The following is a 13,728-nucleotide window of genomic DNA, read 5'->3' as shown; positions in this document are numbered from 1 at the left end:
TGAGATATATAACAATTTGTAAATGAGGTGTTTTATTCCATTATGGTTTTTATTATGTAAAAGACTTGTATTTATTCATATGGGAAAAAATTCGAATCTAGTGGCGTATTCGGATTTTGTGAAAATGGCGTTGTCTTTCGCAAAGGGGATCATAAGAAAATCTTGGAATTATCTTCAGATGGTATACAAAGTGTGGAATGTTATTTCAGGACGATCCATGATTTTAGTTTTATCGTGTTATCAATATACTATTTCAAGAATGGGAAAAAGAAGCATTATTGTAACTGTTCAGAACCCCTGTCTTGCGAGGTGTTTTTATGCTGAGTTTGCATAAAAACCCGAGACATGTGTGCGCCAAATTGCTGATTTTGCAATTTGTGTGCATCATTTGTAACTATGAAGGACGTAGTCCTGAATAGTTACCAGTATCTTTTATATTCAGAAAACGTAGATGAGACAGAGATTGATAAAAAGAGTAATGTGTTCTGTATAATATTTGACAAAATAGAAGAAATGAGGACTAATTCATGAGCCAATGTGTCAGCACACTAGTGAAGGAGTATTATGTTGAAACAAATCAAAAAAAAACATTTATATATAACAGCAGTCATGATCATTGTGCTATCAATATTTATGAATTTAGTGGTATCCAGTATTTTTCATTTGAATTGGCTGGATAAAGAATTTGTTGTTTTCAGAGTTATTGCGGATTTCAGTTTCAGTTTCATTTTGGTCCTTAATTTTCTGGATATTTCTAAAGTGTATAAAAAATATGATGAAATAAAACTTCGAAAATCATGTATCCTTGTGGGGAGGATAATCTTTTCAGTAACATTGATCATATGTTTCCTGGAATCAATCAGAACAGAAATGTTAATGCCTGGGCGTGTTGATTTTGGAATGAATATTATCGTTGCCGGGACAGTTGCAGAATTTGGAAACTTGATTCTGAGAAAACCGGTTTCAATAATGAAAAAAATAGTGATTCTGATTTCTTTGATGTTAGCCATAAGCTTTTTGTTGTTTGGTATTTTCTGTAAATGGATTCAATTAATCAGCATATAGGGGTCTGCTGACGATTATGCTGGCACACAGGAAAGGAAGGAGATGTATCAATGGAAAAGAAGTATGAAAAATCAGCTGACAGAAGATGGTGACTGAATAGCTATTAAATGATATACTTAGCTTATATCAGGCAGGTAATCCCTCAGTGGTCAGGAGCCCTGTCCCCTGGCGTTATCTGCAATTTCAGGAGGTTAATAATGGAAACTTATATTTATAAATGCCCCGTATGCGGTTATGCGCACCAGGTGCCGGCTTACTGGGTGTCATTCAGCCCGGAACCGGAAATGGAACATGAACACCCGGATTTTTCAAAAGGCGAAATGTGCGAGAACAGGATTCTGAAGCTGATGTCTGAAAGCGAGAGCAACTCATAAGTATTTTATGATCAGGGGCTACCGGAGAGGAAATTCTTATGAAAAAAATCATGTTTGTGCTGATTGCGGCAACAGCCGGCATCGGTGCATTACTGGGTATTAACGGATATGTGAAGCTGTCTGTAAAGGACAGGATTATATCGGAAGAGACGGCAGCGGAAACAGGTGCCGACTGCATCCTGGTACTGGGAGCAGGCGTAAGGGATGATGGGACGCCCAGCCTGATGCTGGAGGAACGTCTGAACGAAGGGGTCGCACTCTGGAAAGCGGGCGCATCCGACAGGCTTCTGATGAGCGGAGATCATGGCAGAGCCGATTATGATGAAGTAAACGTCATGAAGAAATATGCCATTGACAAGGGAATTCCCTCAGGCAATATTTTTATGGATCACGCGGGCTTTTCTACCTATGAAAGCATGTATCGTGCCCGAGACATATTTAAGGCCGAAAAGATCATTGTCGTTACCCAGCAATATCATTTATACCGCGCCCTGTATATCGCGGAAAGTCTGGGGATAGACGCGTTCGGCGTGGCTTTCGATACGAAATCCTACAAGGGTGAAACTTATCGTGAAGCCCGTGAGATTCTGGCAAGGGTGAAGGACTTTTTTTATGTGATGTTCGAGCCTGAGCCGACTTATCTTGGAGAGGAGATCCCTATAAGCGGCGACGGCGACAGGACAAACGATTAGCAAGTAAAAATAAAAACGATTAATCAGCAAAAATGAAAACCTATTGACAAATGAAAAATACGTTGTTATCATTCTTGTTAGGACAAAGGCGTTCTCTTAACGAGAGCGCCTCTTTTTTTATGTCATAAGAAATCTCGTTCAATGACATAAGAGGCCACTTTATGCTATACAATAGGAAGTATCAATAGATATGCATACAGAAAACTACATAAATTACAGTGAAAAAATAGATTCAGCAAGAAGAAAAGGAGAGATGGATATGGGCAGATACACAAAGCAGGATATCATCAGGCTGGTTGAGGAAGAGGACGTAAGGTTCATAAGGCTCCAGTTTACAGATATTTTCGGGACATTTAAAAATATAGCGATTACTTCGAGCCAGCTGATTATGGCACTTGATAACCAGTGCATGTTCGACGGTTCTTCCATTGAAGGTTTTGTAAGAATTGAGGAATCAGATATGTTCCTGTATCCGAATCTTGATACCTTCGTGATTTTCCCGTGGAGGCCGCAGCAGGGAAAAGTAGCAAGGCTGATCTGCGACGTCTACGGCACCGACAGGAATCCTTTTGAAGGGGATCCGAGATATGTGCTGAAGAAAGTCCTGAAAGAGGCGGAAGACATGGGATACCGTTTCGACGTCGGCCCGGAATGCGAATTTTTCCTGTTCCATACAGATGATAACGGCCAGCCTACGACGATTACACATGAAAAGGCCGGATATTTTGATCTTGGTCCGGTAGACCTTGGCGAAAACGCAAGGAGAGATATGGTCCTGACTCTCGAGGACATGGATTTTGTGATCGAGGCTTCCCATCATGAAGATGCACCGGCACAGCATGAGATAGATTTCAGATATGATGAAGCGCTGATAGCGGCTGACAATATCATGACATTCAAAATGGTAGTGAAGACGATTGCAAAGCGCCATGGGCTCCATGCAACCTTCATGCCGAAACCGAAACACGGCGTGAACGGATCAGGAATGCATATCAATATGTCGCTTGTAAAAGACGGGGTAAATGTTTTCGACGATCCCACGAAGCCTATGGGGCTGAGTGATGAAGGCCGCTATTTCGTTGGTGGAATCATGAAACATGTAAAGGGAATGATGCCGGTGACCAACCCCCTTGTCAATTCCTACAAGAGGCTGGTTTCGGGTTATGAAGCACCAATCTACATTGCATGGTCGGGAACGAACAGAAGCCCGTTAATAAGGATTCCGGCGGCTACCAAAAGGGGCACAAGGATAGAACTGCGGTCTCCGGACCCGTCGGCAAACCCTTACCTTACCCTTGCATTATGCCTTGCAGCCGGCCTTGACGGGATAAAAAATAAAATCACCCCGCCTGAACCGATCGGTGTGAATATCTACAAGATGACCGAAAAGGAAAAGAAAGAGGCAGGAATTGAAAGTCTTCCGGGAAATCTGATAGAGGCCATAAGGGAACTGGAAGAGGACGAGTTTATACAGGGCGTGCTTGGAAAGCATATATGCGAAAAATATATTGGCGCAAAGAAAGGCGAATGGGACGCATATAAGGCACAGGTAACCAGCTGGGAAATAGAGGAATATCTTCATAAGATATAGCCCCGCCTGAATCGAAACAGACGCTAACTGTTTAAAACGAGGAAGGGGGTGCATGAAGTGACCAAAATGGTTGTAGTGTTTTCAAATCATGATGATGCGGTTAAGATAAGGAATCTCCTTGTCAGACAGGGCTTCTCGGTGGTCGCTGTATGTACCACCGGGGCCCAGGCGATTCAGGCGGCGGAACGTCTGAGCGATGGAATCATAGTCTGCGGATACAAATATTCCGACATGATCTACAGACAGTTGAGGGAATATCTGAGGGACGAATTCGAAATGCTTCTGGTCGCATCCCACCACCTGTGGAGCGAATGCAGCACTGAGAACGTCATATGTCTGGGAATGCCCCTCAAGGTCAATGAACTGACAGATACCCTTGAGATGATGGAAAATTCCATGGCCAGGAAGCGCAAACAGAGGAAACTGGTTCCCAGGGAGCGAAGCGAGGATGAGAAAAAACTGATCCTGGAGGCAAAAGCCCTGCTTATGGAGCGAAACAACATGACCGAGGAAGATGCCCACAGGTACATCCAGAAGCGCAGCATGGACAGCAAGTCGAATATGGTCGATATGGCGAAATCGATCCTCAGTATAATGAGAGATTAAAAAGAAGCAGCATCAAAACTCAAAAACCCGTTATCCTGTGCTTTTCAAAGAATTGGTTTTTTGGTAGAATGAAATCTATCAGAAAGGATGTGTTTGATTATGAAATTCACAAAGATGAACGGGCTGGGAAATGATTATGTCTATGTCAACTGCCTTAAGGAAAAGGTAGAGGATCCGAATAAGACAGCGATTTTTGTAAGCAACAGGAATTTTGGGATCGGTTCTGACGGACTTATTCTTATAAAAGAATCTGATGTGGCGGATTTTAAGATGGATATGTATAATGCGGATGGCTCCCAGGGAGAGATGTGCGGGAACGGAATCAGATGTGTCGCGAAATATGTCTACGATTACGGCCTGACGGACAAGACCACAGTAAGTATCGAGACCCTTGCCGGCATCAAATACCTGGATCTGTACCTGAAAGACGGAAAAGTTGATACCGTGAAGGTTAATATGGGCGCTCCGGAATTGAGACCTGCATTCATACCTGTCGTATCGGACAAGGAACAGCTCATTAACGAACCGATAGAGGTAAATGGAACGATTTACCATATGACCTGCGTTTCAATGGGAAATCCCCATGCAGTGGTATTTATGGAGGATGTGAAGGGGCTGGAAATCGAAAAGACAGGGCCTTACTTTGAAAAACATCAGGTTTTCCAAAAGAGGACCAATACGGAATTCGTAAAGGTAATCGACCGCAATACGCTGGAAATGCGCGTATGGGAGAGGGGCTCGGATGAGACCCTGGCATGTGGAACAGGAGCCTGCGCGACAGCTGTTGCAGCAGTTCTGAACGGCCTTGCTGAAGATGAAGTGACAGTGAAGCTGCTTGGCGGCGACCTGAAGATTTTCTGGGACAGGAAAGAAAATAAGGTCTATATGACAGGACCGGCTACCACCGTATTCGACGGTGAGATCGACCTGGAGAAATTTTTAGTTGAATAATGAAAGATGAGACAACTGAGAGTTGACTTGACTCTGATAGTAGTGTATGTTTAATAAAAGTTTCAGCCTTGAGAGACTGGATAATCGAAAAAGTTTCAGCCTTAAGGTTTATTAACAAGGAGGATATCATGTACAAAATTAATGATAATTATTTAAAATTGCCTGGAAGCTATCTGTTTTCAGGAATCGCAAAGAAGGTAAGGGAGTTTTCGGAGGCCAATCCAGAAGCGTCAATTATCCGCCTCGGAATCGGCGATGTTACCCAGCCGCTTGCACCGGCTATTATAGACTCTCTGCACAAGGCTGTTGATGAAATGGGAGCCGCAGAGACGTTCAGGGGATATGCGCCGGATCTGGGATATGAATTCTTAAGAAGCGCAATCGTGAAGGGCGACTACGCATCACGAGGAGCTGATATTTCTATAGGCGAAATCTTTGTGAGCGACGGAGCAAAATGCGATTCGGGAAATATTCAGGAAATATTCAGCCTCGACAATAAGATTGCTGTCTGCGATCCAGTGTATCCTGTTTACGTCGATACGAATGTAATGGCAGGAAGGACCGGTACTTACGATTCAATCACTGAAAAGTGGAGCAACGTCATCTATATGCCATGTACCGCAGAAAACAATTTTGCACCTGAGATTCCGGAAGAAACGCCGGACCTGATCTACCTCTGCTTCCCGAATAACCCTACAGGTTCGACCATTACCAAGGACCAGCTCCAGGAATGGGTTGACTATGCAAACAGGGTAGGCGCAGTCATCATCTATGATGCGGCATATGAGGCTTACATTTCAGAAGATAACGTGCCACATACCATTTATGAATGCGAAGGCGCGAGGACATGCGCAATCGAGCTCAAAAGCTTTTCAAAAAATGCAGGATTCACAGGCGTACGTCTTGGATATACTGTAATACCTCATGACCTGAAATGCGACGGCGTTTCCTTGAATTCACTCTGGGCGAGACGCCACGGAACAAAATACAATGGAGCACCTTACATCATCCAGAGAGCTGGAGAAGCTGTTTATTCAGAAGCCGGAAAGGCTCAGCTGAAGGACCAGGTTGCCTATTACATGAATAATGCAAAGGTGATTTCAGAGGGACTCAAGTCAGCTGGATACAAAGTATCAGGCGGCGTAAATGCACCGTACATCTGGCTGAAAACGCCGGACAAGATGACTTCATGGGAATTCTTCGATTATCTCTTAGAGAAGGCAAATGTAGTCGGAACTCCGGGTTCAGGATTCGGACCAAGCGGAGAAGGCTATTTCAGACTTACAGCTTTCGGCAGCTATGAAAACACACTTGCCGCAATCGAACGAATCAAGGCACTCTAGTAGAATAAAGGGTATCAATATGGTAAATCTGCCGCGCAAGAACGGCGTTTTATATACGGGATGCCAGGCATCCAATAAATTCAAATTGAAAATGCAATGAAAGAGACTCGAACTTATGGAACTCGACAGGAAGACGGCGCCACCGACTGAGAGCGCTGTCAGATGGAACGAAGCAAGGGAACACTCTGGAGCAGACATGTTGAAATCATGATTCTGCCGGAATATCAGATGGTCTATCTGGTAAGATATCCGGAAAATATGAATCATGACAGTAGGTGTGTACGTGGTACGCGTTAAGTATATAAAGTGGAGGAAATGACAGGAATGATTCCTGTTCCTAAAATGTCATATCCTCAATGCGGGTGGTACCGCGGGAACAAAAATGATCCCGTCCCGGAATATGAGACAATATTCCAGGGGCGGGTTTTTTTATATCAAAAAAAAGATCTCCCGGAAGGAATTGTCCATGTGTAACTATTCAGGACTAAGTCCTTCATAGCCACATAAGCGGATTGCGAATATCCGCTTTGAAAAGTGAACAGGCAGGAGAAGCCGCCTGAAAAGAAAAGGAGAGTACAATATGGAATTTATTCAGGGAATCAAACAGAAAGAAACAATGGAGATCCGTGACATTCTGGCGGAAGAGCTGACAGACAGGACAATAAAAATCAACGGCACCGTCCATATCATCAGGGACATGGGAGATGTGGCATTCGTCGTCCTGCGTAAAAGCGAAGGCCTTGTACAGTGCGTATTTGAAAAGGGAGTTACTGATTTCGATTTCAAGAAGCTCAAGGAGGACTCCGCAATAGAGGTGGAAGGCACGGCGGTAAAGGAAGACAGGGCTCCGAACGGCTTTGAGATACGCATTCAGACCTTAAGGGTGCTTTCGCAGCCAGCAGAAATCATGCCGATCTCTATCAACAAATGGAAGATGAATACGTCCCTGGAAACAAAGCTTGACCTGAGACCGATATCCCTTAGAAATCCCAGGGAAAGGGCGAAATTCAAAATACAGGAAGGCCTTGTAAGAGGATTCGGGGAGTTTTTATATAAAGAAGGTTTTACAGAGGTGAGGACTCCGAAAATTACTGCGAAAGGCGCTGAAGGCGGTTCAAATATCTTCAAACTTGATTACTTCGGACAGAAGGCAGTTCTCGCTCAAAGCCCGCAGTTCTACAAGCAGACCATGGTAGGCGTTTTCGACAGGGTATTTGAGGCAGCACCGGTATTCAGGGCAGAAAAGCACAATACCACAAGGCATCTGAATGAATACACAAGCCTGGATCTTGAAATGGGATTCATCGACGGGTTCGAAGACATTATGGCCATGGAGGCAGGATTTTTACAGTATGCAATGGAGCTTCTTCAGAAAGACTACGGAAAAGAACTGAAAATGCTGGGCGTGACACTTCCGAAAACAGATACGATTCCGGCAGTAAGGTTCGACGAGGCGAAGAAGCTCGTATCTGAAAAGTATAACAGGAAGATAAAGAACCCATATGATCTGGAGCCGGAGGAAGAGGTCCTGATCAGCAGGTATTTCAAAGAGGAGCATGACGCGGACTTCGTTTTCGTAACCCATTATCCGTCCAAAAAGCGCCCGTTCTATGCCATGGACGATCCTGCAGATCAGAAATTCACACTCAGTTTCGATCTTCTGTTCAAGGGAATGGAAATCACGACAGGAGGCCAGAGGATTCATGACTACAGCCAGCTGATTTCGAAAATCGAAGACAGAGGCATGGAAATTGAGGGCATGGAGGCGTATCTGATGATATTCAAATATGGCATGCCGCCTCACGGAGGACTTGGAATTGGTCTTGAACGTCTCACCATGAAGCTTCTTGACGAGCTGAATGTAAGGGAAACAACACTCTTCCCAAGAGATATGCACAGACTCGAGCCATAGGAGCCATCAGCTGTGGACAAACAGCATCAGAAAATCCCAGCATGTGGACAGCTATAATAAAAAAGCAGAAGACAGAATAATTTCAATGGCTGCAAGGCCAGATACAATCTGACAATATCGAAGGAGGTCAACAGCATGATTATAACCGATGAAACCATAAAATATGTTTCAGCCCTTGCGAAGCTTGAGCTGACGGAAGAGGAAAAAGAAAAAGCGAAAAAGGATCTTGGCAGCATCATCAGCTACATGGAGATCATAAACGAACTGGATACCGATCAGGTGGAGCCCCTGTCCCACGTCTTCCCTGTGAAGAACGTGTTCAGGGATGACGTAGTCGTAAACGGACCGGACAGGGAGAACATCCTTTCAAATGCGCCGGAAACCAAAGATGGGTGCTTCAAAGTGCCGAAGACTGTTGAATAGGGGGAGAGCAGGATGGAAATAACAAAGCTTACAGCCCTGGAATTAGGGAAAAAGATAAAGGCAGGGGAGATAACCGTCAAAGAGGCGGTTCAGGCCCAGCTTGACAGGATAAAGGAAGCAGATGGAGCATATAACTGCTACGTTACCATAATGGAACAGGAAGCCCTGCAAAGGGCAGAGGAAGTGCAGAAGAAGATAGATGCCGGCGAATTTGCTGACTCGCCCCTTGCAGGAGTTCCGGCTGCAATCAAGGACAACATCTGCACAAAGGGAGTGCTGACTACATGCTCCTCAAAGATGCTTGGCAATTTCAAGCCGCCATACAGCGCGGAAGCAGTTGAGAAGCTTGAGGCGGCAGGCGTCGTGATCATCGGAAAGCTCAACATGGATGAATTCGCAATGGGCGGTTCCACCGAAACCTCCTTCTATGGTCCTACCAGGAACCCATGGAATGTAAACACCGTACCCGGAGGATCCAGCGGCGGTTCGGCGGCAGCGGTTGCAGCAGAGGAAGCATTTTTTGCCCTCGGCTCCGATACAGGCGGATCCATCAGACAGCCGGCCTCATTCTGCGGAATCACAGGGATCAAGCCAACATATGGAATGGTTTCACGCTACGGGCTCATTGCCTTCGCTTCTTCACTGGACCAGATCGGGCCTATGGGAAGGGATGTCTCGGACTGCGCGGCAGTGCTGGAGGTAATCGCGGGACATGATGCGAAGGACAGCACGAGCATGGATGCCGGGGACTACAAATTCACGGAAGCCCTCGTTGACGACGTAAAAGGCATGAAAATCGGCATCCCGGACAGCTACCTGGGAGAAGGCATCGATGAAGAAGTGAAGCAGAGCATACTTGCGGCAGCAGAGGTACTCAGGGAAAAAGGCGCATTGGTAGAGGAATTCCATATGGACATGACGAAATATGCGATTCCTGCCTACTACATAATCGCCTCAGCGGAAGCCAGCTCCAACCTTTCCCGCTATGACGGAATCAAATACGGCTACAGGACACCGGATTTCGAAGGACTCCAGGACGTGTACAAGAAGACAAGGAGCGAGGGATTCGGAGCCGAGGTAAAACGCAGGATGATGATAGGAGCCTTCGTTTTAAGCTCAGGCTACTACGACGCCTACTACAAAAAGGCGCTTCAGGTAAAGGCGCTTATCAAGGAAAGCTTCGACAGGGCATTTGAAAAATATGATGTAATCCTGGGGCCTACGGCACCGACTACAGCCCTCGAGATTGGCGCCAATGCGGACGACCCGCTGAAAAGATACCTGGGCGATATCTACACGGTATCCGCAAACCTTGCAGGACTGCCTGCAGTAAGCCTGCCATGCGGTTTCGACAGCAGGAAGCTTCCAATCGGACTTCAGCTGACAGGAAAGCTGTTCGGCGAAAAAGACATCATAAGGGCGGCATATTCCTTTGAGCAGACCAGGAAATATGAAAGCCCGATAAAAGAAAAGGAGGGGAAATAGACATGAAGACATACGAAACTGTCATTGGACTTGAAGTCCATGTAGAGCTTGCAACAAAATCGAAAATCTTCTGCGGCTGCACAACTGAATTCGGCGGCGATCCCAATACCCACTGCTGCCCCGTGTGTACAGGCATGCCGGGAACCCTTCCGGTACTGAATAAGAAAGTGGTGGAATTTGCTATGGCAGCAGGCCTTGCGACAGGCTGCAGCATAACCCGCAGCTGCAAATTCGACAGGAAGAACTACCTTTATCCGGATCTTCCAAAGGCATATCAGGTGTCCCAGCTCTACCTCCCTATCTGCAGGGACGGAGGAATCGAAATCGAGACATCATCAGGGAAGAAGAGAATCGGAATCCATGAGATCCATATGGAAGAGGATGCAGGAAAGCTCATCCATGACGACTGGGATGACTGCACCCTGGTGGACTATAACCGCTGCGGAGTCCCGCTGATCGAAATCGTAAGCGATCCGGACATGCGCTCTGCCGAGGAGGTAATCGCCTATCTTGAAAAGCTGAAGCTCATCCTCCAGTATCTGGGGGTGTCGGACTGCAAGATGCAGGAAGGATCCCTGAGGGCAGATATCAACCTTTCCATCAGGGAAGCAGGGGCGCCTGAATTCGGAACAAGGACGGAAATGAAAAACATGAACTCCTTCAAGGCCATAGCGAGAGCAATCGAAGGAGAGACAAAGCGTCAGATCGAAGTGCTGGAAGATGGCGGAAAAGTCATCCAGGAAACCAGAAGGTGGGACGACAACAAGGATACCAGCTTTGCAATGCGTTCCAAGGAGGATGCCCAGGATTACAGGTATTTCCCGGAACCTGACCTTGCACCCATAGAGATCAGCGAAGAATGGCTTGCCGAAATAAAGGCAAGAGAGCCGGAACTCAGGGATGCTAAAAAAGCAAGGTATACCGAGGAATTTGAAATACCGGAATATGACGCGGACATCATAACCGCCTCGAAAAAACTGGCCGACATATTCGAAGCGGCAGCCGCTATCTGCCACAAGCCAAAGGAAGTGTCCAACTGGCTGATGGTCGAGACCATGAGGCTTCTCAAGGAAAAAGTCATGGAGCCGGAAGAAATCACGTTTGCGCCTGAAAATCTGGCCAGGCTGATTGAAATGGTTGCATCCAATGCAATCAACAGAACAGTAGCCAAGACGGTATTTGAAGCGGTTTTCAACGAGAATGCAGACCCGGAAGCTTATGTAAAGGAAAAGGGACTTGGAATCGTAAACGATGAATCGGCACTCCGCAAGGCAGTTGAAGATATCATAGCTGCGAATCCGCAGTCAGTAGAAGACTACAGGGGCGGTAAGGACAAAGCCATCGGTTTCCTTGTGGGACAGACCATGAAAGCCATGAAAGGGAAGGCGGATCCCGGAATGATAAACAGCCTGTTAAAGGAACTGCTTTAGGATACCTGACCGGATTGTTATGCAGTTTGTGTTCCACCAATTCTAAAAACAGGAGAGATCCGCCCTATTCGGGCGGATTTTTCATGTTTTGCGGGTCTCAAAGTCATGTTTTTTCATGCAAGCATGAAACACATGACCTTATGACCCTGGTATCATTATATTTTATTGATAAAATAGAAATGCGTGGTTGTGCTGACTGTGAATTTTATCTATAATAGTAGTAGTGTTTAGAAAGGCGGTGCATCGGAAAGTGAAGTTGAAGGATATCGCTTCATTTGCGGGAAGTATGCTGCTCATGGCAGCAGTTGTTTTTGGAATTTATGCCCTGAAAAATTCAGACGCATTCAAAGATAAAATGCAGACCGGAGACCCTGCTGCAGTCAGCGAAACCGAAACAAAGGTTGACGGGAACAGGGCAGAATCGGCTGAAGCAGAGGCAGGGACAGAAGTATCCATGAAAACCGTGCTGAAAACAGCATGGGAATCGGCAGGAGAGATGAGGGGCTGGATAGCGGAAGCTTTCGGTGAGAAGTTTGTGGGCCTTTCGGGGCAGATTACCCTTGAAGCGGGAGTTCTGGACTCTACGGATGAGGGAGACAACGGAGCCGCATCCACGGAAGAGATGCAGGATGATGGCAGGACGGCATCTTCCTACCTGCAGGAGGCGGAGTCTCTGGCGGCAGGCTATTTTTATGCTGAGGCTGTGAGCCTGCTTGAGGCGGCAATCGCCCATTATCCTGAGGATGGGAACCTTCGGGAGGCAAAAGAGAAATACCAGATGGCGCAGTCTGAACTGGCTGCATATGCGGGGGTCGTAGCCCATATATCCATGCAGTCTCTGATCGTCGATCCGGACAAGGCATTTGATGGGGATGAGATGGCCGATGCTTATGAGAAAACAGCGGTGACGGTCACAGAGTTCAGGAATATACTTGAGGAGATGTATGCAAAGGGATATATCCTGATCGATATTCATGATCTGATGTCCATGTCGGAGGACAGCAGCGGGGATGTCGTCTATTCGCCTGAAAAGCCAATGGTTCCGGAAGGAAAGATTCCTTTTATCCTTTCTGTAGATGACGTGAACTATTATGCATATACAGAGCAGGATGGATTTGCGGACAGGCTTGTACTGGATGCCGGCGGCAGCGTAAAGTGCATTTATAACAATGGCGGAACAGAAACTGTGGGCGATTATGATGTGATTCCAATCCTGGATGCCTTCGTGGCAGAGCATCCTGATTTCTCCTACAGAGGGGCTAAAGGGATAATTGCACTCACAGGGTTTGAGGGAGTATTCGGGTATGCCACCAATAAGACTGATTCAGGAATATATTCCCAGGATGCAGCCACGGTCAGCAACATAGCCGCGCGCCTTCTGAAAACGGGATGGAGGTTCGCATCCCATGGCTACTGGCACCAGAATACCGCAGATATCTCCATGGAAACCCTTGAACTTGATAATGCGAGATGGGAAGCGGAAGTCGGAAGTCTTGTCGGAACAACGGAGATCTATGTATATCCCGATGGGAAGGAAGTAGAGTATCCGGGGGAAAAGCTGGACTATCTGAAAAGCGAGGGTTACAGCATCTTCTGCGGAACGGATGAAAAGAATATACTGAGCATCGGAACCGACTATATCAGGCAGACCAGAATCCTGTTGAACGGAACCGGTCTGACAGCGAAAAATTCCAGACTGGCGGAATTCTTCAGCCTGAAGGATGTAATCGATCCCAAAAGGCCGGACTGATTTGACAATCGGGACGTGATGCAAAACATGTTCATTCGCAGCGCGCTCTCGCTTAGATGAAGACGTAGTGGTACGTAAGGCCGCAAAGTACGCGGCCTAAGTACCA

At 46.4% G+C, this 13,728-nt stretch carries 13 protein-coding genes; all 13 read left to right on the top strand.

The window, feature by feature from the left end:
- Nucleotides 1-567 precede the first annotated feature (567 nt).
- Nucleotides 568-1,065, top strand: a complete 498-nt coding sequence (locus BJR36_RS13405; protein WP_169823701.1) for a hypothetical protein — start codon at nt 568-570, stop codon at nt 1,063-1,065.
- 197 nt (nt 1,066-1,262) lie between these two features.
- Complete coding sequence (locus tag BJR36_RS20350) at nt 1,263-1,439, top strand: hypothetical protein (RefSeq protein WP_169823700.1); 177 nt, start codon at nt 1,263-1,265, stop codon at nt 1,437-1,439.
- A 38-nt stretch (nt 1,440-1,477) separates the two neighbouring features.
- A complete protein-coding gene (locus BJR36_RS13400) occupies nt 1,478-2,131 on the top strand; it encodes a SanA/YdcF family protein (protein WP_091235233.1) in 654 nt (217 codons plus the stop codon).
- Between the two features lie 259 nt (nt 2,132-2,390).
- A complete protein-coding gene (glnA, locus tag BJR36_RS13395; RefSeq protein WP_091235332.1) occupies nt 2,391-3,722 on the top strand; it encodes a type I glutamate--ammonia ligase in 1,332 nt (443 codons plus the stop codon).
- A gap of 66 nt (nt 3,723-3,788) precedes the next feature.
- A complete protein-coding gene (locus BJR36_RS13390) occupies nt 3,789-4,328 on the top strand; it encodes an ANTAR domain-containing response regulator (RefSeq protein ID WP_330387934.1) in 540 nt (179 codons plus the stop codon).
- A gap of 99 nt (nt 4,329-4,427) precedes the next feature.
- Complete coding sequence (gene dapF, locus BJR36_RS13385) at nt 4,428-5,279, top strand: diaminopimelate epimerase (protein ID WP_091235229.1); 852 nt, start codon at nt 4,428-4,430, stop codon at nt 5,277-5,279.
- 128 nt (nt 5,280-5,407) lie between these two features.
- Nucleotides 5,408-6,622 carry an LL-diaminopimelate aminotransferase gene (locus BJR36_RS13380; protein WP_091235227.1) on the top strand — a complete coding sequence of 405 codons (1,215 nt, stop codon included), beginning with the start codon at nt 5,408-5,410 and terminating at the stop codon, nt 6,620-6,622.
- Between the two features lie 162 nt (nt 6,623-6,784).
- The gene (locus BJR36_RS20910) at nt 6,785-6,919 is read left to right on the top strand and encodes a hypothetical protein (RefSeq protein WP_278276590.1); all 135 of its coding nucleotides are present in this window, start codon (nt 6,785-6,787) and stop codon (nt 6,917-6,919) included.
- Between the two features lie 283 nt (nt 6,920-7,202).
- Nucleotides 7,203-8,534 (top strand): aspartate--tRNA(Asn) ligase, encoded by a 1,332-nt coding sequence (gene aspS / locus BJR36_RS13375; RefSeq protein ID WP_091235225.1) that lies wholly within the window; start codon nt 7,203-7,205, stop codon nt 8,532-8,534.
- A gap of 135 nt (nt 8,535-8,669) precedes the next feature.
- Entirely contained in the window at nt 8,670-8,957 is a 288-nt protein-coding gene (gene gatC, locus BJR36_RS13370; RefSeq protein ID WP_091235223.1) for an Asp-tRNA(Asn)/Glu-tRNA(Gln) amidotransferase subunit GatC, read from the top strand.
- 12 nt (nt 8,958-8,969) lie between these two features.
- Entirely contained in the window at nt 8,970-10,442 is a 1,473-nt protein-coding gene (gene gatA / locus BJR36_RS13365) for an Asp-tRNA(Asn)/Glu-tRNA(Gln) amidotransferase subunit GatA (RefSeq protein ID WP_091235221.1), read from the top strand.
- A gap of 2 nt (nt 10,443-10,444) precedes the next feature.
- A complete protein-coding gene (gene gatB, locus BJR36_RS13360; RefSeq protein WP_091235219.1) occupies nt 10,445-11,872 on the top strand; it encodes an Asp-tRNA(Asn)/Glu-tRNA(Gln) amidotransferase subunit GatB in 1,428 nt (475 codons plus the stop codon).
- 250 nt (nt 11,873-12,122) lie between these two features.
- Nucleotides 12,123-13,622, top strand: a complete 1,500-nt coding sequence (locus BJR36_RS13355; RefSeq protein ID WP_091235217.1) for a polysaccharide deacetylase family protein — start codon at nt 12,123-12,125, stop codon at nt 13,620-13,622.
- Nucleotides 13,623-13,728: the final 106 nt, after the last annotated feature.

It is taken from the genome of Anaerobium acetethylicum, from assembly GCF_900096945.1.
GTDB lineage: Bacteria > Bacillota > Clostridia > Lachnospirales > Lachnospiraceae > Anaerobium > Anaerobium acetethylicum.
This window is presented reverse-complemented; position numbering and strand designations above follow the sequence as displayed.